General features: G+C 75.3%; 14 protein-coding genes. 7 read left to right on the top strand and 7 right to left on the bottom strand.

Annotation, left to right across the window (positions count from 1 at the left end; translation table 11 throughout):
• Positions 1-69 precede the first annotated feature (69 nt).
• Together ACIRD3_RS05960 and ACIRD3_RS05955 are read left to right on the top strand one after the other, a co-directional pair.
• Positions 70-315: a hypothetical protein gene (locus ACIRD3_RS05960; RefSeq protein WP_402212235.1), complete on the top strand. Its 246-nt coding sequence runs from the start codon at positions 70-72 to the stop codon at positions 313-315.
• Between the two features lie 95 nt (positions 316-410).
• Positions 411-1,070 carry a zinc ribbon domain-containing protein gene (locus ACIRD3_RS05955; protein ID WP_402212233.1) on the top strand — a complete coding sequence of 220 codons (660 nt, stop codon included), beginning with the start codon at positions 411-413 and terminating at the stop codon, positions 1,068-1,070.
• Between the two features lie 157 nt (positions 1,071-1,227).
• Here the strand turns inward: ACIRD3_RS05955 and ACIRD3_RS05950 are convergent, their stop codons facing one another.
• A complete protein-coding gene (locus ACIRD3_RS05950) occupies positions 1,228-2,802 on the bottom strand; it encodes an LCP family protein (RefSeq protein WP_402212230.1) in 1,575 nt (524 codons plus the stop codon).
• 328 nt (positions 2,803-3,130) lie between these two features.
• Between ACIRD3_RS05950 and ACIRD3_RS05945 the strand changes: the two genes are divergently transcribed.
• On the top strand, positions 3,131-3,505 hold the full coding sequence (locus ACIRD3_RS05945) for a hypothetical protein (protein ID WP_402212227.1): 375 nt from the start codon (positions 3,131-3,133) through the stop codon (positions 3,503-3,505).
• A gap of 69 nt (positions 3,506-3,574) precedes the next feature.
• Here ACIRD3_RS05945 and ACIRD3_RS05940 read toward each other — a convergent pair whose 3' ends face one another.
• The gene (locus ACIRD3_RS05940) at positions 3,575-6,064 is read right to left on the bottom strand and encodes a helix-turn-helix domain-containing protein (protein WP_402212224.1); all 2,490 of its coding nucleotides are present in this window, start codon (positions 6,062-6,064) and stop codon (positions 3,575-3,577) included.
• Between the two features lie 185 nt (positions 6,065-6,249).
• On the opposite strand from ACIRD3_RS05940, the gene ACIRD3_RS05935 reads away from it, so the two are divergent.
• The 4 genes from ACIRD3_RS05935 to ACIRD3_RS05920 all read left to right on the top strand — a co-directional run bounded on the left by ACIRD3_RS05935 (position 6,250) and on the right by ACIRD3_RS05920 (position 10,855).
• A complete protein-coding gene (locus ACIRD3_RS05935; RefSeq protein WP_402212222.1) occupies positions 6,250-6,480 on the top strand; it encodes a hypothetical protein in 231 nt (76 codons plus the stop codon).
• A 172-nt stretch (positions 6,481-6,652) separates the two neighbouring features.
• Complete coding sequence (locus ACIRD3_RS05930) at positions 6,653-8,719, top strand: hypothetical protein (RefSeq protein ID WP_402212219.1); 2,067 nt, start codon at positions 6,653-6,655, stop codon at positions 8,717-8,719.
• 181 nt (positions 8,720-8,900) lie between these two features.
• The gene (locus ACIRD3_RS05925; RefSeq protein ID WP_402212216.1) at positions 8,901-10,124 is read left to right on the top strand and encodes an ROK family protein; all 1,224 of its coding nucleotides are present in this window, start codon (positions 8,901-8,903) and stop codon (positions 10,122-10,124) included.
• Between the two features lie 206 nt (positions 10,125-10,330).
• On the top strand, positions 10,331-10,855 hold the full coding sequence (locus tag ACIRD3_RS05920) for a hypothetical protein (protein ID WP_402212213.1): 525 nt from the start codon (positions 10,331-10,333) through the stop codon (positions 10,853-10,855).
• A 46-nt stretch (positions 10,856-10,901) separates the two neighbouring features.
• On the opposite strand, the gene ACIRD3_RS05915 is transcribed toward ACIRD3_RS05920, so the two are convergent.
• From ACIRD3_RS05915 to ACIRD3_RS05895, 5 genes are all read right to left on the bottom strand, one after another.
• The gene (locus ACIRD3_RS05915) at positions 10,902-12,350 is read right to left on the bottom strand and encodes a DUF6519 domain-containing protein (RefSeq protein ID WP_402212211.1); all 1,449 of its coding nucleotides are present in this window, start codon (positions 12,348-12,350) and stop codon (positions 10,902-10,904) included.
• An 80-nt stretch (positions 12,351-12,430) separates the two neighbouring features.
• Positions 12,431-14,650: a hypothetical protein gene (locus ACIRD3_RS05910; RefSeq protein WP_402212209.1), complete on the bottom strand. Its 2,220-nt coding sequence runs from the start codon at positions 14,648-14,650 to the stop codon at positions 12,431-12,433.
• Positions 14,647-18,435 (bottom strand): putative baseplate assembly protein, encoded by a 3,789-nt coding sequence (locus ACIRD3_RS05905; RefSeq protein ID WP_402212206.1) that lies wholly within the window; start codon positions 18,433-18,435, stop codon positions 14,647-14,649. The genes ACIRD3_RS05910 and ACIRD3_RS05905 overlap by 4 nt, the downstream gene beginning before the upstream one ends.
• Positions 18,432-21,647, bottom strand: coding sequence for a putative baseplate assembly protein (locus ACIRD3_RS05900; RefSeq protein WP_402212204.1), 3,216 nt, complete (start codon positions 21,645-21,647; stop codon positions 18,432-18,434). The genes ACIRD3_RS05905 and ACIRD3_RS05900 overlap by 4 nt, the downstream gene beginning before the upstream one ends.
• The gene (locus ACIRD3_RS05895) at positions 21,644-22,024 is read right to left on the bottom strand and encodes a GPW/gp25 family protein (RefSeq protein ID WP_402212861.1); all 381 of its coding nucleotides are present in this window, start codon (positions 22,022-22,024) and stop codon (positions 21,644-21,646) included. Before ACIRD3_RS05895 ends, ACIRD3_RS05900 begins: the two co-directional genes overlap by 4 nt.
• Positions 22,025-22,125: the final 101 nt, after the last annotated feature.

Raw genomic sequence — 22,125 nt, 5'->3', positions numbered from 1 at the left:
GCCGCAGCAGCACCCCGACGGGGGTGACCGCCGCGCCCGGGTCGGGTCGGGTCGGGAGGCGGAGCCGTGATGGAGAGTCAGGACGTTCCCCGGGGCACCGGAGAGCCGGCGGAGCGCGACGTCCGATGGGTCTACCAGCCGGTCGAGGTGGACCTCGGCGACGGCACCTGGGCGGTGGGCCGGATCACCGGCTGGTGGCAGGACGCGGCCGGCCGGCACTGGTGCCGGCTGCGGGTCGGCCGCAGCGGGCGGCCCGCGTGCTGGGAGCGCTTCGATCCGGCGCGGGTCCTGCTGCTTCCGGTCTCCGGGCTCTGAACAGCGCGGTCGCAACTCCTTGGCGGAACCGTACGGTGAGCCCTATCGTCCCTGGGAGCGACCGCCGACATGGCACTTCAGCAACCGGGGACGACGTGACTTCGGAGATCTACTTCAGCAACAACCACCGCGACCTGTGCGAGCAGCACGGCACCGGCGCGGGCTTCCAGTTCGAGTTCTACTGCTACCGCTGCTCGGACACCTGGCGTTCGCCGTTCGAGGCGTTCCGGACCGGTCAGATGGCCGGCTGGATCGGCAAGGGCGTCAGCGCGGCCTGGAACCTCATCGGGGGCAGCGCCAACACCATCAGCAACGCCGCGGACGGCCTGGCCGGACACACCTGGGGCACCTCCCGGGACGCGGCCTTCCAGCGCGCGATCACCAACGCCCAGGACCACTTCAACCGCTGCGCCCGCTGCACCCACTACGTCTGCGGCCGCTGCTTCAACCCCGCCCAGGGCCTGTGCTTCACCTGTGCCCCGGACACCGCGGCCGAGGCGATGGCGGCGCAGCATCGCGGCCTGAACGACGCGGTCAGCGAGCGCGCGTACAAGGCCGGGCAGCAGTCGGGAGCGGCGTTCGACGTCAACACCCCGCGCCAACTGGTCTGTCCGCAGTGCCAGGCCGAGACGCACGGCACGCCGTTCTGTCCGGGCTGCGGTCACCGGCTGGCCCAGACCGTCCAGTGCACGAGCTGCCACAACGACGTTCCGGACGGGTCGGCGTTCTGCCCGTCCTGCGGGACGAGGCGCTGACGAGGCGCTGACGAGGCGGAGGAGGCGCGGAGGAGACTCCTGGCGGAGACGGCGGACGGCGGGGCGTCTCCGGGACGGCGGTCCGGGGCGCCCTGCGCGGGCCGGCGTGGCGGGCGGTGCGGGCCGTCGCCCGAGGGGGTCGACGGCCACCGGCCGGTCAGCCGTACGAGAGGTTGGCGCAGGGGTCGTCGTCGGCCGAGCGGGCGGCGCCGCTGACGCTGGTGGGCAGCGGGGCCGGGGCGGCGCCGGGGGCCGGGGTGGCGGCGGTCGCCGGGTTGGCGGCCGCGAAGTCGTGGCCGAGGACGACGCTGACGCCCCGGCCGCCGGGCTGGACGGTGGCGCCCGGGAACAGTCTGGCGACCGCCTCGGCGGAACCGCGCTCGCCCGTGCCGTACTCGACGACCGTGGTGCTGCGGGGCTTTCCGGCCGCGTTGCCGACGGTGGTGACGGTGTAGCCGGCGCCCTTGACGGCCTCCGCGGCCTTGCCGCCGAGGCCGGTCTGCCCGGTGCCGTTGAGGACGGAGACCTTGACTTCGGCGGCCCTGGGGTCCGGCGTGGGGGTGGGGGCGGGGGTGGCCTCGGCGGCCGGGGTGGTGGGGGCGCCGGGGGTGGGGGCGCCGGCGTCCTGGCCGTCGAGGGTGCGGTCGGCCTTGAGCGCGGCCCAGAGCTGGTCCGCGTCCGGGTGGACTACGGCGACCCGGGGGCCCTCGTAGCGCCAGGGCACGGTCAGGAACTTGACGTCGTGCAGGTCCACGTCCTTGAGGGACGTGGCGAAGTCGAGCAGCTTGGCCGCCGAGCCGAGGCCGGGGTCCACGGTGAGCGACTTGGTGGCCGCGTCGGCGAGCGGCAGGAGCGTGGTCGGGTCCATGCCGCGGGACTTGATCTCCTTGATGAGGGAGGAGAGGAAGGCCTGTTGGCGTTTTGTGCGGCCGATGTCGGAGCCGTCGCCGATGCCGTGCCGGACCCGGACGTAGTCGAGCGCGGCCTGGCCCTCCACCTTCTGCTTGCCCTTGGCGAACAGCAGTTTGCCCTTGCGGCCCAGATTCGGGTTGAGGTCGCCCTCGTGGATGTCGTTCGGCAGGCAGACCTCGACGCCGCCCACCGCCTTGGTCATCGCGGCGAAGCCGTTGAAGTCCACCACGATGGTGTGGTCGACCCGCAGGTTGGTCAGCTTCTCGACGGCGTTCTGGGTGCAGGCCGGGTTGCCCTGGTCGGTGTCACCCACCGAGAAGGCGCTGTTGAACATCACATTGGTCTGCTCCTTGGTCCACTTGCCGCCGGGGAGCTTGCACGGCGGGATGGTGACCAGGGAGTCGCGGGGGATGGAGATGCCGACGGCGTGCTTGTGGTCGGCGTAGACGTGCAGCAGGATCGCGGTGTCCGAGCGGGCGCCGCCGTCCCCGCCGCCGCCCAGGTCGTTGTTGCCGTTGCCGCGGCTGTCCGAGCCGATCAGCAGGACGTTGACCGGGGTGCGGCCCTGGGCGTCCGGCGCGGCGGCCTCGGGGCGGTCCTTGCTGACGGCGTCGCCGTCGAAGGTGGAGAGGTTGCTGTTCAGGCGGTAGTAGAGGGCGCCGCCGGCGAGGACCACGAGTGCCGTGCAACCGGCCGTCGCCCAGAGCACCTTCTGCTTGGTGCTGCGCCTGGGCTTCCTCCTCGCCCGGCTGGTCGGACGGGCGGCCGGTGGACCGTCCGCCGTGCCCGTGGTGTCCCCGGTGTCCTTCTTGTCGTCCATCGGCCCTTTGCCCTGGCTCGGGACGGTCCGCCGGCCCGCCGCCCGGCGTCCGCCGGCCCGGTGCGGCGAAATCTCGGGGTCGGGGGAACCCTTGCGGCCAGACACGTCGTCATCCTCCACAGTTGCCACGGAGTCCTCGTCGGAGCGGTGGGCTCGCGTGGCCCTGGGCCGGAGCCGATCCGGGCGAGGCCCGCCGGTAAAGTTTTACACCGCTGTAGAACGTCAGTGGAGCATACTAGGCGCGGATGAGAAAACCAGCTGGTCAGAGCATGAGAATTGGCTTGGACGGCTTCCTCCGCACCGACCCGAACCCCGTACGAGGAGCACGATGACTCACCGGATCGCACGTTCGATAGCCGGCGCCCTGGTGGCACTGCTGGCCGCCGTCGGCCTCACCGCCGTGGCGTCGAGCGCGACGGCGGTGGCCGCACCCCGGACCGTCGCGACCGCCGCCGCAGGCACGGACGCCCCCCTGGCGGCCGCCGCGGCGCCCGCCGCCCCGGCCGTCGCGGCGTCCGCGGCCCGGTCCAGCGACGACCCGGCGCACCTCGCGGCGAAGGACGACAAGAAGAAGAAAAAGGGCTTCTTCGCGAAGCTGGGCAAGTTCCTGCTGGTCGTCGTCATCCTGATCATCCTGTTCATCGTGCTGCTGATCGTCGGGATCATCTACGCCGCCAAGCGGATCTTCAGCCGCCGCAAGTAGCCGAACGGCAGCCGCCGCTGTCCCTGGGCGCTACCCCCGGCCGCTACGCCCGGCCCTTCCGCCTCGCCGTCACCCCTCGCCGGGGCGGTCCGTCGGGACCGGCGGCGGGGCGGCGAAGCGGGCCGGGGCGTAGCCGGGCTGCTGCCGGCGGAAGGCGTCGCCGAGGTGGTGCTGCAGCCGGACGTGGCGGAACTGGTAGACCGCGCCGGTCCGGCGCAGCACACCGCGTCGGTAGGCGTCGTCCAGGAAGGCGGTGACGTCCCAGGGCAGCCTGCCGGTCAGGGGGAGCCAGAACCGTGAGAAGACGAGCCACTGCCCCCAGGCGGTGAAGCCGAGCGCGTAGGAGAGCGTGCCGCCCACGCCTCCGGTGACACCGATGAACACCGCGTCGGCCGAGCTCCAGCCCAAGGGCCCGAGCAGCGGCTGGAGCACGATGACGACCAGTCGGCCGCCGAAGGCGACGGCGAGGCTGAGCAACGGGACCAGGAGCACCACCTGCCGGGTCACCGTCGCCCGGTTCAGCGCCAGCAGGCTCGTCGGGGTGGCGGCGGAGGCGACGTCCAGCGGCGATTCGAACACCGCCAGGAACGCGAAGACCAGTCCGCCCGCGAGACCGAAGACCAGCCCGAACACCGGCATGTTGACGAGCGTGACCCGGACAGCGCTCCAGTCCGCGAGCGGGGCGCCGAAGAAGACCGCGCGCTCCAGGGTGAGCGCGCTCGCGCAGCCCGTACCCAGGATCACCCCGCCCAGCAGCACGGTGACGAACCGGTCGACGAAGGTACGGATCGATCTGCGGCCCGCCGTGCCGTTCGCGCGGGGCCAGCGCAGCCGGACCCGGGTCGGCTCGAACACCATGCCGCCCACCCCCGCCATGAACGCGTACACCGACCCGAAGGCCACCCCGGCGACCACCCCCATCAACGCCCCCTGCAGCAGCGTCTCGGCCATGCCGAACTCGGCGAGGAACAGACCGGCCGACCACTCCGCGCCGGCGACGCACAGCGCGGAGACCAGGACGACCAGCGCGGTGCGGGTGGACAGGCGCAGCGAGTCGGCGAGCCGCCACCAGGCGAGGTCGTGCCGGTCCCGGTCGAGCCGCACCAGGTGGTGGGCCAGGAATCCGAGCCAGCGGCGGGCGTGCTCCGGGTCCCGGTCGGCGCCGCCGGCCGGGCCGCCGCCGACCGCCCGCTCGGGCGCCCGACGGCGGTAGAGCGTCGGGACGAAGCCGGCCAGCAGGTGCTCCTCCAGGGCGTGCTCGGTCGGGAACCGCCGGTCGTCGAGCAGTTCGCCGGGGGCGGCGTCCCTGCTGTCGCTGTACATCGTGCGCGCCAGGATGACCATCAGAGGGGTGCTCAGCACCTTGGCCAGGTGCGCGCCCGCCGCCGTCCGGGCACTCCGGAGTTCCGCGAGGACGGCGTCCCAGACCCCCGTGGGTCCGTCCGCGCCGGCCGACGCACCGCCCGGCCCCGCGTCCGTGCCGCCCGTCGCGCGGCCGTGGGTGCGGACGGTGCGGGGCAGGTAGTCCGCGAGGTCCTCGACGGTGAGGTCGGTGAGCTCGATGGCGGCGGCCCACACCAGCGGCGTGCCCGCCGCGTCGACGGCCTCGGCGAACTCGGGGCGGCGACTGGTCAGGACGAGCGGCAGCGAGGCGGCGTTGAGCGCGTCGAGCGCCGCGCACCGCAACCCCTCCGCGATCTCGTCGAAGCCGTCCAGGACCGGCAGGACGAGGTCCGCGTCCACGAGCGCGGCGGCCAGCGTCCCCCCGCTGGGTACCCGGCGGGCCAGGTGCGGGTGGTCGCGCAGCAGCCGGGAGGTCAGCCAGTCCCGCAGTGAGGCGGCCGTCGGGTCCCACTCGCCGAGGGTGAAGATCACCGGAACCGGGTCGAGGTCCCCGCGCTCCGACAGGAGGTCCAGGACGAACCTGATGGCCAGGACCGACTTGCCCGATCCCGCCCGGCCGAGCACCACCAGGCGCCCGGAGGAGATCCTGCGGTACACCTCGGCGGCGTTGCGCAGGTCGCCGCTCAGGTCCACCACCCCCGGCACGGCGCCCGGTTCGAGCCGCTGGACGTTCGCCTCGTGGTCCGTCAGCCCGGGCGGCGCGTCCTGCCAGCGGACCGGCAGCGGGAACGGGTCCAGGACCCGGCGCTGCTCCTCCTCGCGCCGCCACCGGCGCCGGATCTCGCGGGCCAGTTCGTCGGCGGCGTCGGTGAGTCCGCCGTTCCGCCCGGCCGCGCCGGGACGAGGACGGGCCGGGGGCGTCGCGCGCCCCGCCGGCGGGGTGTCCGGTGGCGGTGGGCCCGGTGGCGGTGGGCCCGGTGCTGGGGCCTCCTCCGTCCTGCCGAGCGCTGCCGCCAGCCGCCGGTGGTCCTCCGGGCCCAACGCCAGGGCGTCCGCCAGCAGGTGGACCGTGCCGACCCGGTGGTCGAAGGCCCGGTCGTTCTCCAGCCGGCGGATGGTGCTGACACTGACTCCGGACCGTTCCGCCAACTGCTCCTGCGTCAGACCGGCCTGCTTCCGGAACCCGCGTAACAGCGGGCCGAGCTTCTCCGTCACCGCAGCACTCCTCCACCCCCGGGTACGGCCGCGACCGAGCCTAGCGTGACGACCGGTCATATCTGACCGGTGCCGTGACCTGGGCCCCGACCTGCGCTGACCCCAGGATCGGAGCCGGGCCCCGCCGACCCGGGAGGGCCGGGCGGCAGCGACGGAACGCGACGATCCCGGTGAGGAGCCGACACATGGCCTACCGCTACTGGTGCGGTGAGTGCGGGTACAAGACCCTCTGGCTCACCGAATCCGACGGCGCGAAGCGGCAGATCGAGCACTACGAGCGGCGGCACCCCGGGATTCCGCCGGGAGGGCAGGTGGAGGTCAACGGAAGAACCGCCGGCGGGGGCGGCGGGGGCTGCCTCGCCCTGCTGGCCCTCGGAGTGCTGCTGCTGCTCGCCGCGGCCTCCTGCCACCGCTGAGCGCCGTACCGCCCGCACGGGGGTCGGGCGGTACGGACGGATCCACCGGACGAGCCCGACGCACGACGCAAGGAAAGGGGAGGGTCCTCATGCCCGAGACCGGAAGGCCGCCGTGGCCCGGGGTGCCCGTACGGCCGGAACGGCCGGCTGCCCGGGGAGAGGCGGGTGCGCGGTGAAGCCCCTCGACGAGCGGCCGGACCCCGAGCGGGAGCCGGTGGCCGACCAGGCGCCCCGAGCCGACGAGCACCCGGTCCCCGACCGGCGGCCGGTCCTCGACAAGCGGCCCGTTCCCGACGGGAACCCGGTCTCCGGCCGGCGGCCCGCACCGCCGCCCGCCGTCGAGTACGGCTCGCTCATCCTCGGCCGCCGGCTCGGCGAGGGCGGGCGGGGAGCCGTCCACGAGCTTCCGCACCGGCGGATCGACGCGCGGGACTCCGGGAGCGGAGGGGAGGTCGTCTTCCAGGAGTACGACGACTCCGTCCTGCCGCAGCTGGACGCCGACGCCCTGGCGGCCCAGGTGGCCCTGCTCGGTGAGGTCGGCGCCGCCGAGGGCGACTGGCTGCGGGAGAAGACCGCGTGGCCGACCGCCCTCGTCCGACGGCACGGCCGGACCTGCGGGTTCCTGATGCGCGACGTGCCGGACCGCTTCCGCTCCACCGGTCGGACGGTGGACCCGGGCGGCCGGGGCGAGCGGCGGCTCGCCGTCCTGGATCACCTGCTCGAGGACGACACCCGCCCCGCCGGAACCGGCCCGGGTGTCGGCGACCGGGAGCGGCTGCTCCTGCTGGCCGACCTCGCCACCGCGTTGGGCCGGCTCCACGGGCTCGGCATCGCGGTCGGGGACCTGTCCCCGCGGAACCTCCTCTTCAGCCTCTCCCCGCGGCCCGAGTGCTTCCTCATCGACTGCGACGCCATGCGCGTGCGCGGCGTCACGGCGCTGCCGCAGCCGGAGGCGCCCGACTGGCGGACCCCGGCGGGGGAGGAGAAGGCGACCCCGGCGAGCGACGTCCACCGGCTCGGCCTGCTCGCCGTACGGCTCTTCGCCCGTGACCGGACGGCGACCGACCCCGCCGTCCTCGCGGCGGCAGGCCCCGCCGTCGTGGCACTGGCCCGCGCGTCCCTCGACCCCGATCCGGCCCGGCGGCCGACCCCGGCGGCCTGGGCCGAGGCACTGATCCCGGCCGCGGCCGCCCGGCCGGCCGGGACCTTCAGGCCGCACGGGACGATCCGGGTGCGGCCTCCCGGGACGGGCCGTCCCGCGTCGGCTCCGGTCGCCCCCGGAGCCTCCTCGTCGGAGTCCCCGCCGGGGTCCGCGTCATCCGGGGACGACGGGACCTCCGGAACCGTCACCCCGCCGCCCGCCCGGGCCGGCTGGATCGGCGCCGTGGTGGGTGTGCTCGTGCTGGTGGCCGCCGTCGTCGTGCCGGCCGCCGTCCGGGACCACGACGACACCGCGGCACCGGCCGCCCGGCAGCCGGTGCCGGCGCCGGTGCACACCTCGGCCACACCCCGGCCGTTGCCGACGCCGCCGCCCCCGCGTCCCACCCCGCCGCCGGCCCCGACGCCGACCGATCCGATCGCCCTCGCCGAGGTCGGCGACTGCTTCTACGACCGGGGCAGCGGCGACCGGGCCGACCTGTCGGCCACCGCCTGCGGAGCGGGGACGTTCAAGGTCGTCCGGATCAACGCGAACACGACCGATCTGACCAGCTGCGACGACGTCCCCGACAACACCGAGGCGGTGTCCTCCAGCCGCAACCACCTGGTGCTGTGCCTGAGTTACCAGAGCTCCGGCGGAACGGCGTTCCACGCCCACCAGGGCGACTGCGTCTACGGCGCCCCCGGCGCCACCGCCTGGGGCAAACAGGCCTGCCAGAGCGGCAACTTCAAGGTCCTCGCGGTCTACCGCGGCACGTCCGACCACGCGAAGTGCACCTCCTGGCCGCACTACAACTACTGGCGCCACATGCCGGTCTCCGGCGACCCGAAGCTGGACGTCCTGCTCTGCCTGTCCATGAACTACCCCGACGACGCCGGCTACGCCACCCTCGACGAGTGCCTCTCCAAAGCGGGTTCGACCTTCACCAACGTCGGCAGCTGCGGCGCCTCGAACGTCTACGTCACCGGACGCACCGGCACCGCGAACGACTGGGCGTTCTGCGGCAGGGACGGCGCGACCAGTTGGAGGTCCACCGACTACCCCGACTTCGCGTACACGGTGTGCTGGCGCTGGCGGTAGGGGCCGCCGCCGTCCGGGCCCCGGGTGACGTGCGGTGGTCCTCCGGGCGACGGAGCGGCGAGCGGCCCGGGTCCGGCGGACGAACGCCGGATGATCACCGGTCATACTTGGGCGGCGGCGCACCACAGCGGGAGCCGCAGGCCGGACCCGAGACGCCGTGAGCCCCAGACCGGAGGAACCGATGAGCCCCCACCAGCCGACCAGTCGCCCGGCGGCCGGGGCCCCCGCGGTGCCGTGGAACCGGCAGCGGCTGCGCAGCAACAACGAGTGGCTGCTGCTGGAGCTGCTGCGCACCGGTGGCGGCTCCTCGCGCGCCCAGCTGGCCCGGGACACCGGCCTGTCCAAGCCGACCGTCTCGGCCGCGCTGGCCGCCCTGGAGCAGGCCGGGCTGGTCCGGGAGGCCGGGCGGCTCGCCCCCGAGCGCGGCCGCACCGCCGTGCTGTACGAGGTCGACCCGACGGCCGGGCACGTGCTGGGCGTGGACATCGGCCGGGCCCGGCTGCGGGTGGCCGTCGCGGACCTGGCCGGGACGGTCGTGGCCCGCCGGGACGTGGCCAACCGCGGCCGTACGGCGAACGCCGTCGCGGACGCCGTGGTCGCCGCCGCGCACGGGACGATCGCCGAGGCGGGACTGGCCGCCGGGGACATCGTGCACGCGGTGATCGGCACCCCGGGCGTGTGGGACGAGGCCCGCCGCGGGGTGCGCTACGCCTCCAGCCTGCCCGGCTGGGGCCGGCCGGGGCTGTTCGACCGGATCGGGGAGGGCCTGGGGACGGCCGTGTCGGTGGCCAACGACGCCAACCTGGCGGCGCTCGGCGAGTACACCCTCGGGTCCGGGCGGGGCAGCCGGATGTTCGCCTACCTGCTGGTCGGCACCGGCCTCGGGCTGGGCGTGGTGAAGGACGGAGAGCTGCTGGTCGGCGCGCACGGCGCGCTGGGCGAGATCGGCATGGTGCCGCTGCCCGGCCGCCCGGAGGAGCCGGTGGCGACCATCGAGCAGCTGACGTCCGCGGACGCGGTGGTGCGCACCGCCCGGGACTTCGGGCTGGACGGGGAGGGCGCCGCGCGGCAGGTGACGGCGAAGCAGGTGTTCGAACGGGCTCGGGCCGGGGAGGCCGCGGCGGTCCGGGCGGTCGAGCGGGAGGCCGAGCAACTCGCCTACACCGTCGCGGTGTTGTCCGCCGTGCTGGACCCGGACCTGGTGGTGCTCGGCGGCGGGATCGGCAGCAGCGCGGACCTGCTCCTGGAACCGCTGGAGCGGGCCCTGCACCGGATCGCCCCGATGCGCCCGACGCTCGCGCCCAGTCTCCTGGGGGAGGAGGCGGTGCTCCTGGGCGCGGTCTCCACGGCCCTGGAGACGGCCCGGCCGGAGGTCTTCGAACGCCGTACGGCGGGGCTGCGCTGACGGCCGGTGCGGCGGGCGGGTGGGGCCGGGCGGACAGCCGATCGGCAGGCAGTGGCCGCTCAGTGTGATGGCGACCGGGAGGGCGGACACGCTCGGTGGTCGGCAGGTCTCGATCTGCCAACGAGTGGGGAAACGGTGCGCAGGCCGTGTGGGACGGCTGCTTGAATCGCCCGACCCATCCACACGGAACGGAGCGTTCTCCTCCCATGCCTTCACGGATATCCGGGCGTCGCCGGGCCGGTCTGGCCGGATTCGCCGGACTCGTCCTCACCGTCGGTCTGGCGCTGACCGGTTGCGACCCGTCGGCCGCCGACGGCGGTGCCACGGCCTCGGCCACGCCGAGCGCCGCCGTCACCACGGCGCCGCCCGCGCCGGTCGCACCGCCGACCACCCCCGCAGCGCCGGCGGCGACGCCCACCACGCTGCCGGTGGCCCCGGCCGTCACGCCCCCGGCGCAGCCGGTAGCCCCCTCGCCCGCGGCGGCGACGCCGTCCAAGGCGCCGCAGGCGCCGCAGCCGAAGGTGACCACCGCGCAGCCGCCGGCCGACCCGGAACCGCAGCACACCGCGGCGGCCGCGGGCGGCGGGTGCGAGCTCCGCTCGGCCGCCGGCAACTGCTACGAGGCCGGGCAGTTCTGCCGCAACGCCGACCTCGGGAAGAGCACGCACGACGCGAGCGGCCGGGTGATCACCTGTCGGGTGGTCAGCGGCAAGCCGCACTGGCAGGCCTGATCCGGCGGTGCGGCCGTGCCCCGTCCCGCCGGTCGGCCGTCGGCGGTCAGGAGTGGCGCGCGCCCTCCTGCGGGGCGGGGGCGGTCAGCGGGGGGAAGGTCTGCCGGAGGTCGACGACCGTGGTCGGGCCCTTGACCCAGGCGAGCGGGGCGTGGTGCACCCGCACCCCGGCCGGTTCCCGGAGCAGCGCCTCGCCGGCCGCGTTCTGCGGCCACTCCACCGAGCCGGTGGCGGTCCGCGCCGGGATCAGCCAGTAGTCGCCCCGGGTGTACTCGCCGCACGGCCTGAAGTACACCTGGACGCCGTCCTCCAGGTCGAGCCAGGCGCCCTCCTGGAGCTGGAGGGCGCCGCCGGCCAGCGGCAGGGCGTCCCGGCCGCGGGGCGCCCGGTGGTCCCAGCGGCGCAGGAACGGGTGCCGCTCGGCCAGCCGCCCGACCTCCGGCACCGGTTCGGCGGACAGCCGCACCCGGCGCCCCGGCAGGTCGGTCTCCTCCACCTGGAGCAGGTCCGCCGGCTCGCCCCGGCTGACGGACGCGCTGTCCGCGACCTCGACCCAGTCGCCGACCGAGAGGCTGAGCTTGTCGTCGTCGCCCAGCGAGGTGAGGTCGACCCAGACGCCCTCGATCGAGGCGATCGGCAGGACGACCGAGCCGTTCTCCCGGGACCACTTGAACGTGGCGCAGCCGTCCGCCGAGCCGCCGTGGTGGACCTCCACCCGGTACAGCTGGTTCTCCGGCCCCCGGTAGCCGGCCTCCGGGTGGGCCAGGCACGGGTCCTCGCTCGCCCGTTCCGGCCGGCGGGCGCGCGCGGCCAGCAGCCCGCCCGGCCGCTCGTGCGCCTCGGCCCACGCGTCGAAGGCCTCCCGCACCCGGGACACCCCGCCGTCCGGAACGCTCAACTCCGAAGCGGGCAGGGCCAGCACCTGCCAGACGAGCTTGGCCCGGGCCGCCGTGTCGGGCATCGCCGCACCGAGCGCGACCTCGCGGATCTCCGGGTCCTCGACGGCGGTGACGCTGCGCTCCCACACCTTCAGGTAGACCAGGAACGGGAATGCGCCGGGCAGCCGGTCGCTCTCGCGTTCCTGGTCCCGGTAGGCGTCCGGCTGGTCCCAGTACGTCCAGCCGGCGGGCGCCTCCCGGGCGTCGCCGCCGTCGGCCCGGACGTCGCCGCCCTGGCCGGGGTCGTCGGGCGCGGCGATGCCGGGCTCGGGCCGGTCGGCCTCGCACAGGATGCCGTCCACGTAGTAGCGGCCGCCGCCGATGGTGAGGTCGTCCACGTCGTGGTTGCCCGGTACGTAGCCGATCGCGAATCCGGCCGCCCCGGCCGGTCCGCCGCGGCGGCCGATCAGGTCGGCGGCGAGCGTGCGCAGCTGGTACCGCTCGATCGCGGCCTGCTCGTTGGCGTCGGCGTCGAGCTGGACCCGGCCCTGCTGGGTCAGCACCGCGGAGTAGTGCTTGCCGGGCCGGAAGGTCAGGCGCGAGAAGTCTGCGTGCACGGTTTCCCTTTCGGATTCGCCCGGATTCACCCGGAGCGGGTCATGGGGCGCGGGTCAGGAGGCCTGGGTCGAGGCGCGGGTCAGGAGGCGTGGAAGATTCCGGCGTCGGTGCCGGCCGGGGTGTACTCGGCCAGCCGCGCCCGCAGGTTGTCCTCGCGCTGGGGCTGGAACAGGTCGTGGAAGGCGCCGAGTTCGGAGCGGTCCTCGGCGCCGCGGGTGATCTCCGGCGCGCACCCGGCGGCCAGCCGTCCGTAGTCGGGCGTGCCGTACCGCAGGCTGGTGAACAGCGGGCGGACCCGCTCCGCCTCCAGCTCGCGCAGCCGGGCGGCCTGCGCCGGGTCCAGTTCGCCGCGCTCGACCAGCTCGGTCACCGCCGAGCGCACCCGGTCCGGCTGGCACTCGTACCGGCGCGGGGTGCGCGAGCACGGCGGGACGTAGCAGAACCGCAGGCAGCCGAGCGAGCGGCGGGCCACCCGCAGCCGCCCGGTGAACACGCAGTCCTCGGCGATCGGCACCGCGTGGGTGTGCACCTCGCCGACCACCGTGGAGCGGTGGGCGTGCAGCAGCGCGTGGGCGTGCTCGCAGTCGGGCCCGGAGAGCGCCGGGCGGTCGGACCCGGTGGCGTCCAGGATGCTGTCGGCGAGGTGGATCTCCAGCGGGTCGGTGTCCACCTCGTCGCCGACGACCTGGATCGTGCCCAGGATGCTGCGCTCGATCGTCACGCAGGCGGTGGTGTGGTCCAGCACCAGGCTGGGCTCCTGCGGCGAGTGCGGTTCGCAGTGCGGCTCCAGCGACCAGCCCGGCACCAGGGTGCAGTGCCGCAGGGCGACGGAGGCCAGCGGTCCGGTGACGTTGACCCCGCGACCGGTGATCAGCAGCCCGTCCAGGACCAGCCGTCCGCCCGGGCGGACGCCCCGGACGTTGAGCGCGTCCGGCCGGTTGCTGTACCAGTCGAGCAGTCGGATCACCGGCCGGGTGCCCTCGGCGGCGCGCAGTTCGAGGCGGTCGTCGGCGTCCAGGTCGAAGTCCAGCTGCTCCTGGTAGGCGCCGCTGTGGGTGATCTCGATGACGGCGGCGCCGCCCGCGCTGCCCGACTCCTGGTCGGCGCGCCACTGCCGGTAGGCGTCGTTGATCCGCTCGTACGGCTCGCCGGGGCCGACCCGGTAGACCGACCGGTGCCGGGCCTCCGGGCGCTCGCGCGGGTACTCCCCGCCGCCGGTGTCGTCGCCGAAGGCGTAGTGGTAGTCGACCCAGACGCCGCGGCGCGGGGCGGAGCGGGCGCCGAAGGCGATCCGGCCGAGCAGCGGGTCGACGGCGACCTGGCCGCGCTTGGGCCGGTACGTCCAGTCGCTCAGGTCGGCCACCGTGATCTCGGCGGGCGGGACGGGCTCCTGGGCGCCGTCGCGCCAGACGGCGAAGCTCTTGCCCGGCCCGTAGTAGTCGGCCAGGCGCTCGGCGAGCTGTCGGCGCCGGATCGGGGCGGGCACGTCGTCGATCGTCGCGAGGTGGGTGGTCGACGGCTCCGGCTCGGGTTTGGTGACCAGCTGGGCGTCGTTGCCGAGGACCGAGAAGGTGAAGAGGTTCCTGGCCCGGTCGATGCAGTACGCCGGCGCCCGGGTGACCGGGTACGGCTTCAGCCGCCACACGTACAGGGCGACCCCGGCCGGCGTGTAGCCGCCCTGGCGGCGGGCGGAGGCGGCCCGGCGGACGTCGACGGTGTGCGCCTGCCCGTCGAAGGGCCCGCCGAGCAGGTCGAGTTCGGCGCCGCGCCGTACGTCGAGCAGCCGGCCCCGGCTCAGCCGCTGCCGGTCGGCGGGCTCCTCGTCCGGTCGCAGCAGCCGCACCGGCTGGGTGCCGCCGAGCAGCCGGGAGAGCTCCACCGCCCGGGCCGGCCAGTCGGCGACCGAGGCGGACAGCTCCTCCAGCAGGGCGAGCGTGCCCTTGCGCCGGCGGTTGGCGACGGTGTTCGCGACGTCGTGCCGCGGCGCCAGCCGGGCGGCGAGCCGGTCGCGGGCCGCGGCCCGCTCCGGGGAGACTCCGCCGTGCAGGCCGGTGGCGAGCACCTCCTCGTAGCCGGGCAGGATCCGGTAGCCGACCAGGTCGCCGAGGTAGGCGACGGCCCAGTCGGCGGCGGTCTCCACGAACCAGTCCTGGTAGCCCTGTTCGATGCCGCAGCGGACGACGTCGACCTGTTCGGCGATGACGGCCAGCAGGGCGCGCAGCGGCTCGCCCGCCTCGGCGTCCCGCAGCCGGTGCCACTGCGGCAGCAGCTCCACCAGCCCGTCCGGTTCACGGGTCATCGGAGCACCTCCTTGAGGATCAACGTGTCGGGCAGGTTCGGTGACAGCAGGACGAGTTGGGCCGGGCGGATGCCGCGGAACACCGTCACCACGCGGCCGGGCGGCAGCGGGCGGGTGTCGGTGACGGACGGGTTGAGGCGCAGCAGCTCGGCGACCGAGATGCCGTTGCGGGCGGCGACCTCGGTGAGGGTCTCCGGGTCGGGGCCCCGCACCCGGTACCGCTGTTCGTCGAAGCGGGCGAGCCGGGCCGGGACGCTCGGCTGCGGCCGGGCGAGCTGCTCGGACAGGTGCTCCAGGCCCTCCGGGGTGAGGCTGCCGGGCACGCCGGTGAAGGCGTCGGCCTCGACCCAGTCCACGCCGGGGACGGCTTGGGCGGCGGCGAGGACCTCGGACAGGTGGGCGCTCTGGCCGAGTTGGCGCCCGGCGTAGCCGAGCCGGTCGAGCAGGGCGCGGCGCAGGGCCGGTTCGACCAGGTCCCAGGAGTGGTCCGGGTCGACCTTGACGCTCAGGGCGAGGACCAGCAGGACGAGTTCGCGCAGCGCGACCTCGACCGGCAGCTTGGGGTCGCCGTAGGCGGTGAGCGAGGAGCGCAGGGTGCGGATCAGGTCGGAGTCGGTGGTGAGCGGGATGTCGTCCACCCCGGCCACCGTGACGTGGACCAGCTCCCGCCTGCCGTCCGAGAGCCGGGTGGCGCTCGCACGTCCGATGCCGGCCCGGGAGCGGGTGAAGTCCTCGTAGTCGGGCACCGAGACCAGCCGGTCCAGGGCGGTGACGGCGAGCGGGATGGTGCGCCGGGCCAGGCTCGGGCCGTCCGGTCCGGCGCCGCCGGTGGCGGGCAGCGGGTTGACGACGGCGGAGACGCCGAGCGGGCGGGTGGTGAGCTGGGTGATCCGTCCGGCGCCGACGTTGCCGCTCTCGCCGATGCCGATCCGGTAGCGGGCGCGGACGTTCTCCCGGCCGGTGGGCAGGCGTGAACCGTGCACGCCGTCGCCGAAGGTGACGGTGGTGCGGCCGTCGGTCGTGGTCGCGGTGACGTAGACCTGTTCGTCCGGGCCGCGTCCGGCGAGGCTGTCGACCTCGTGCCAGCGCACCCCGTCGACCCGGACCTCCAGGGTGCTGCTCGCGCCCCGGGGGGTGTCGGCGGCGAGCCAGGTGAGTGGCGACTGCCACAGCGTGAAGCGCTGGCCGGGGACGCCGGCGTCGCCGCTGCCGATGGCCTCGTCGCGGCTGGCGCCCTGGGTGGCGCGGACCACGTTGCCGAGCACCTGGACGGTGTCGCGGCGGTAGCGGAAGGCGAGGTCGGCGCTGAGCGTGAGGGCGGTGCGGACGGTGTCCCCGGGCAGGCGCGGGTCGACGCTCTGCTCGACGCCGGCGATCATGGCGAGTTCGGTGCCCCGGACCCCGGTGGTGTTCGGGATGTCGGTCCGCTCGCCGCTGACCGCGATCCACCGGCCGGGGGTCAGCCCGTCGTAGAGCCGGGCGAGTTCGATCCGGTTGCCGCGGACCTCCTCGGTGACGGGCTCGTCGGCGAGCCGCAGGGCCTCGCCGCGGGCGTAGACGGTGGCGTCCCGGATGTCCGAGAGCTGGCTGTCCTTGTCGTCCAACCACGGCTGCTGCAGGGACAGTTCGGTCACCTTGCCGGTGATGCCGAAGTCGGCGCGGGAGATCACCCGGACGTCGGTCACCCGGGTGATGACCTCGGCGAGGTCGCGGCTGCCCGGGATGCCGCCGTCGATGCCCTTGCGCGGGCGCTGGATGACCACCCAGCTGCCGGGCGCGATCTGGTCGTACACCGCGTCGAGGGTGAGGACCGTGCCGGAGACCGGCTGCCGCTTGGTGGTGAACACCACCTCGACCGCGGGCGGCGACTGTTCGGTGGCGGTGTAGCGGTTGATCCGGACGTTCAGCTCACCGGAGTCGGCGGTCTTCTCCTGGCCCGGTTCGAGCTGGTAGTCGAGCACGGCGCCGCCGGGCCCGCCCTCGACCCTCACGTGGACGTGCCCGTCGGCCTGCGGGCGGGACACGAAGACGGTGCGCTCGGGCAGCTTGGCCAGGAGCTTGGCGCTGACGCCGGCCTCCTGGTCGGGCGCGGGCACGGCGGCGCGCACCGCGGCGGCGTGCGGGTTCGGCGTCGGGGTGGGCGGCTCGGTGGTGACCACCTTGACCTGCCCGGGGCCGAGGGTGAAGGTGTGGTCCCACGGCAGTGAGAAGCCGTTGTGCGTCAGGCTGCCGGCCTCGACGTACGTGAAGTCGGCGGTCTTCGGGACGGTGCCGGCGGTGTCGAAGTTGATCCGGACGCCGATCAGCGTGCTGCCGGAGAGCGGCCAGTCCACGTAGCGGTCGATCCGGCCGTCGTTGCCGAAGACGGGCTTGAGCGGCGCGGTGGCGCCGAACGGGGTGGCGACCACCCGCATCGCCTGGATCTCGTGGACGGCGAGCGGCGCCGTCAGGTCGACCCGCTGCCAGGCGGGGTAGAGGCCGTCGCGCAGCCGGGGGTCGAGTGCGGACAGCAGCTGCACGCCGAGGTCCGAGCCGGGCGCGAACAGGCGCTGCGGGTCGCGGGCGAGGTCCCGGGCGCTCAGCGGGGGCCGGGTGGGGGCGGTGCGCAGGGCCGCCAGCACCGAGCCGAGTCCGCGGACGGCCGGGTCGGCGGTGCCGCTCCCGGTGCCGGGCGGGATCGGCCCGGGCTTGTCGGGGGCCTGCTTCGGCTCCAGCTGGTGGGCGCGGTCGCGCAGGCCGGACAGCTTCTCCCCGAGGGCGGTGAACCAGTCGGCCACCGGCTTCCGGGAGCGCGCCAGTTCGGCGGCCTCGGCAGCGCGGGCGAGCACCGGGGCGAGCCGGTCGGCGAAGTCCGCGGGGGTGCCCAGCGGGCCGGACGGCAGGTCGAGGTCGGCGCGCAGCGGGGCCAGCACCTGGTCGTCGAAGTCCCACAGGACCCGGCTGTGCCCGGGACGGGGGTTGGGCGCGTTCTCGGAGACGGTGATCCAGTCCGCCAGCTCGGCGCGCAGGTCCTTGAGGGTGCGCAGGTCCCGGGGCAGCCCGATCACCGTGACGTCGTTCTCGCGGTCGAGCCGTACCTCGGGCACCAGCCGCAGCACCCGGTGGACCGGGTCGGCGGCCTTGTCGGCGCTGAACACGAACAGCAGCCGGTCGCCGGGCTTGATGTTGTTGGCGGTGCCGGCGGCGAACAGCTCGGCCCGGCCGCCGGGGTTCAGCTGTCCGGGCGTCAGCTGGTACGGGCGGCGGCGCAGCACCGCCAGTTCGTTCCAGGCGGAGCGGGCGGCGAGGTCCTCGGCGGTCTCGAAGGACTGCGGGTCCTCGCCGGGGCCGGGGACGCTCTGGCTGCGGGCGCCGCGCGGGATGGTCACGGTCGGGTCCTCGACGGCCCGCGGGTCGTGGTCGAGCGTGTAGGCGAGGTAGGTGTCGGCGGCGACGCCGGGCCGGGGCCGGTGCCCGACCAGCCGGCCGAGCAGGGTGAGCGAGCCCTCCTCGACGGCGGTGCGCAGGTAGCCCTCGTTGGCGATCCGCTCCGAGTAGAAGGTGAGCACGTCGGCGAGCACGGCCCAGGAGTCCAGCAGCGCGATCGCCGGGTCGTCCGGGGTGCGGACGGTCAGGTCGCGCAGCGCCGGGTAGGCGGGTCCGGACAGCCGGGCGAGCAGGCTGTCGAGGAACTCCCCGTAGCTCCCGACCCGGTAGCCGATGGCGTCCAGCCCGGGCGGGTTGAACAGCGGGACCGGCGTCGCGGTGGCGGTGCCCGCGCAGCCGCAGGTGCACTGGCCGCTCATCGGCCACCTCCGATCACGATCGAGAGCCGGCCGTTCTCCGGCCAGTCGGGGTCGTTGTCACAGCCGGCGATCTCCAGCGCGCCGAGCCGCAGCAGCCCGTCGGCCGACTCGCCGTCGTCCCGCCCGAACTGCCGCCGCAGCCGGGTGACCCGGGCACTGACCACGCCCGGGACGGCGGCGGCCGCGGCCACCAGCCGGGAGACCCGTACCGGCTCGCCGAAGCCCAGCGCGTCCGGGTGGAAGAAGCCGAGGCGGCCGTCCGGCAGCGCGCGGTTGCCCAGGACCCGCCGCAACTCGGCGAGCACGTGGCCGCGTTGGTGGCCGGGGGCGGCGCAGACCTGCAGTTCGAGGTCGATCGGCACCACCAGGGCGGGGCGGACGACCAGGTCGTGGCCGATCCGGCGGTACGCCTCCAGGCCGTGTCCGACCGCCTCGAGCAGGGTGGTGTCCGCGGTGGCGTGCCCGTACGGCTCGACGGCGACGTGGACCTCCTGGACGCTGCCGGTCCAGCGGAGTTCGGCGGCGGCCCGCCGGACGCCCGGCAGGGCCGCGGCCAGCTCCGCGTAGTCGGCGGCGGTCACGGCGCGCAGCCGGGTGCGGCTCAGCGCGAGCGGGGCCGCCTGCCGTACCTGGTCGAGCGGTTCGGGATCGGTGCCGCCGGTCGCGGGCATCGGGTTGCGGACCCGGAGCAGCGCGTCCTGCGGCGGGGTGACCGTGCTGCGCCCCCCGGGGTGGGGCGGCTGGTCCCGGCAGACCACCAGGTGGTTGATGGCCTCCGCGCCGACGTTGCCGGCCGTGCCGTTGCCGATCCGGTAGGCGACCCGCAACTCCGCGCCGGGCCGCGGCGGTTGACCGTGCCGCCCGTCGCCGAAGCGCAGCGCGAGGCGGCCGTCGTCCGCCGGCTCGCCGACGAAGTGCCGGTCGCGGGGGCCGTCGGAGAGCAGGTCCCGGCGGGGTGTCCACTCCTGGTCCCCGGCGGTGGCCCGGACGGCGGGCAGGGCGGCCCGGGGGTCCTGGACGGCGATCCCGGAGGCCGGGCCGGCCAGCGCGGGGGAGTCCGGGTCGAGCCCGGCGGCGTACCGCCCGCCCCAGTTCTGCGCCACCTCCCAGACGCCGGGGCGCCGGAGCACCCCGCCGGAGCGGGCCCTGGCGGTGAGCACCTCGAGGCGGCGAAGCTTGGCGGCGAGCAGGCGGGTGCGGCGGGCCAGCAGGTCGCGCAGTCCGGCGGCGGGCCGGTCCGCGAGGCGCAGCTCCTGCACCACCCGGGCCCCGAACAGCAGGGTCAGTTCGGCGAGTTCGGCGCGGGAGAGGGGGTGGCCGCGGTCCGCCCGGTGCCACAGCTCCTCCAGCCGCTGCCGGACCCGTTCGGGGATGCCGGCGAGCAGGACGGCCTGCCGGGCGCTGACGTGGGCCCGGTCCGGGTAGGCGGCCGCCTGGGTGACCGGCGCGTAGCGCAGCACCGGGCGGAAGGGCTGCGGCAGGACGGGGTAGCGGGTCTGGTCGAGCAGCGTCTCCAGGGCCGCCGCCTGGGCGTCGGCGGTGGGCGGCTCGACCACGGCCCCCTGGCCGTCCTGGCCTTCCGCGTTCGCGCCCGGGGCGAGCTGGATGCTCAGCCCGGCCCGGCGGACCGCCGCCTCGCCGAGCAGCGCGTCCAGTTCGCGGACCTGGTGGGGGCCGAGCTGGCGGCCGGTCCTGGTCCGGTCGAGCAGTTCGTGGATCGCCTCCGCCGCGGGGCTGCCCCCGGTGCGGTCCGCGCAGCCGCATCCGTCCGGCTCGCAGGGCGCCACCCGGACCGGCTCCGGCGGCACCGCGAAGGTCTCCGGGGCTGCGCCGCAGAAGGTGAGCGAGCGGCCGTGGTCGACCAGGACGACGTTGCCGCGGGCGACGCTCACGTCGGGGATCGGGCCGCAGTCGCTCCCGCCGCGCGCGGACAGGCAGAGCGGGAAGGAGAGCGCGTCCTCCGGCGCCCACTCGACCTCGACCACGGGCTGCCGGTACAGCTCGTCGACCAGGTGGGTGACCGAGGTGAGCCGGACGGCCTGGCGGTGCGCCGGGTCGGCGTCGGCGGCGGCGCCGGTGCGCGGACCGAGCACCTCCTCGACGACCAGCAGGTCGCCGGGGCGCAGCGCCAGGTGCCGGGAGCGGTCCTCGGGCCGGTCGGCGTGGTGCCAGTCGTCGCGCAGGGTGGCGGAGGTCGCGCCCTTCGGCAGGACGCAGTCCTGGTCGCCCCAGGTCCAGAACCGGATGGTGTTGTGCTCGGGGTGCAGCACCAGGTCCGTCCCGCCGAGCGGCTCGAACACCTCGACCGCCGCGGTCCGGGTGAGGGCGTCCAGCTGCTCGTCGGGGATCACCGTGGACAGCTCCGGGCGTTCCTGCGGGCCGAGCCGGCTGACGTCGACGGCGGCGAAGCGGAAGCCGCCGGGGCGGAGGGTGAGCGGGCGGTCCGTCGTCAGGGTGACGAACGCCCGGGCGTTGCAGCCCTCGTGCACGGCGTAGTCGATCAGCCGGACGTGTCGGCGCACCGACACCCGGCGGCGGGCGGTGTCGAGGTACGCCTCGGTGGCCACCGCGTCCTGCTGGTAGGAGAGTCGGTCGGCGGTGTAGGCGAGCAGCTCGACCAGGGTGATGCCGAGGTCGGGCAGGTGCCGCTCGGTCCAGCCGGGGGCGGTCAGGCTCATCCGGTCCAGCACCAGCCGGCGCAGGCTCTCGTAGTCGCGGGCGGTGTAGTCGATGACCGCGGACGCCGGGGCGGAGGGCGGGCAGCTCTCCTCGGTGCGGCAGTCGTAGGGGGAGGGGCAGTCGGCGCCGAAGGAGAACCCGGCGCTCGCGTACCTCGGGTCGAAGCCCGGGTACGGCCGGGTGCCCGGTCGGCCGTAGGCGTCCGCCTCGACCACGGTCAGCCGGTAGCGGGAGGTGTCGCCGACCCGGTCGAGGGTGACGTGCATCCGGTCGTCCAGCTCCGGGTCGTCCGCGCGCTCGATCTCGACCGCGAGGGCGCGCAGCCCGGTGATCCGGCGGCCGCCGTCGACGCGGATGTTCTCCGGGCCGAGCTCGTCCGGCGCCCGGCCGAGGAAGGTCACGGTGAGCGTGCGCCCGTCGCCCTCCGGCTCTGCGCCGTCCAGCCCCAGCAGGTGCGCCGCGCGCACGTCGGTGCGCCGCAGTTCCGTCCCGCACCGGGCCGCCGGAGTTCCGGTTTCGGATCGCCCGGTCATGCCGCCACCCCGCCCTCGAAAACGTCCTGCCGCTGGGTGCCGGTCCGGCGGACGACGTAGGCCAGCTCGACCCGCACCACGTTCTCCTCGCTCTCCACGTCGAGCGCGGCGACCTCGATGACGTCGCCGAGCCACCGCTGCAGCGCCGCCTGGACGGACAGCTGCAGGGTGGCCGCCAGCTCCGGACTGTTCGGCGCGAACACCAGGTCCAGCAGCCCGCAGCCGAAGTCCGGGTGCATGACCCGCTCGCCGGGGCTGGTGAACAGCAACTGTTCGATCAGGTCGCGCACGTGGTCGTCGTACGCCGCCTCGGCGGTGCGCCCGCGGCTGTCGATCCGGAACGGGAACGCGAGGTCCGTCCGGGCCGGCCCGGGCAGCGGGGCCGTCGGCCCGGCGCCGGGCCCGGCCTGCGGTGCGGCGTACGCACCCCCGGTGTGGATGCCCCCGGTGTGCGCACCCCCGGCGAGCGCACCCCCGA

Origin of the sequence: Kitasatospora sp. NPDC093550 (assembly GCF_044764985.1) — a bacterium.
In the GTDB taxonomy this organism is placed as follows: Bacteria; Actinomycetota; Actinomycetes; order Streptomycetales; family Streptomycetaceae; genus Kitasatospora.
The sequence above is the reverse complement of the archived record's forward strand: the minus strand, read 5'-3'. Positions and strand labels throughout refer to the sequence as shown.

Coding starts and splice junctions, on each gene's coding strand:
- ACIRD3_RS05960 (WP_402212235.1), top strand. CDS start 70: ATGGAGAGTCAGGACGTTCCCCGGGGCACCGGAGAGCCGGCGGAGCGC.
- ACIRD3_RS05950 (WP_402212230.1), bottom strand. CDS start 2,802: ATGGACGACAAGAAGGACACCGGGGACACCACGGGCACGGCGGACGGT.
- ACIRD3_RS05945 (WP_402212227.1), top strand. CDS start 3,131: ATGACTCACCGGATCGCACGTTCGATAGCCGGCGCCCTGGTGGCACTG.
- ACIRD3_RS05935 (WP_402212222.1), top strand. CDS start 6,250: ATGGCCTACCGCTACTGGTGCGGTGAGTGCGGGTACAAGACCCTCTGG.
- ACIRD3_RS05925 (WP_402212216.1), top strand. CDS start 8,901: ATGAGCCCCCACCAGCCGACCAGTCGCCCGGCGGCCGGGGCCCCCGCG.
- ACIRD3_RS05920 (WP_402212213.1), top strand. CDS start 10,331: ATGCCTTCACGGATATCCGGGCGTCGCCGGGCCGGTCTGGCCGGATTC.
- ACIRD3_RS05910 (WP_402212209.1), bottom strand. CDS start 14,650: ATGACCCGTGAACCGGACGGGCTGGTGGAGCTGCTGCCGCAGTGGCAC.
- ACIRD3_RS05905 (WP_402212206.1), bottom strand. CDS start 18,435: ATGAGCGGCCAGTGCACCTGCGGCTGCGCGGGCACCGCCACCGCGACG.
- ACIRD3_RS05900 (WP_402212204.1), bottom strand. CDS start 21,647: ATGACCGGGCGATCCGAAACCGGAACTCCGGCGGCCCGGTGCGGGACG.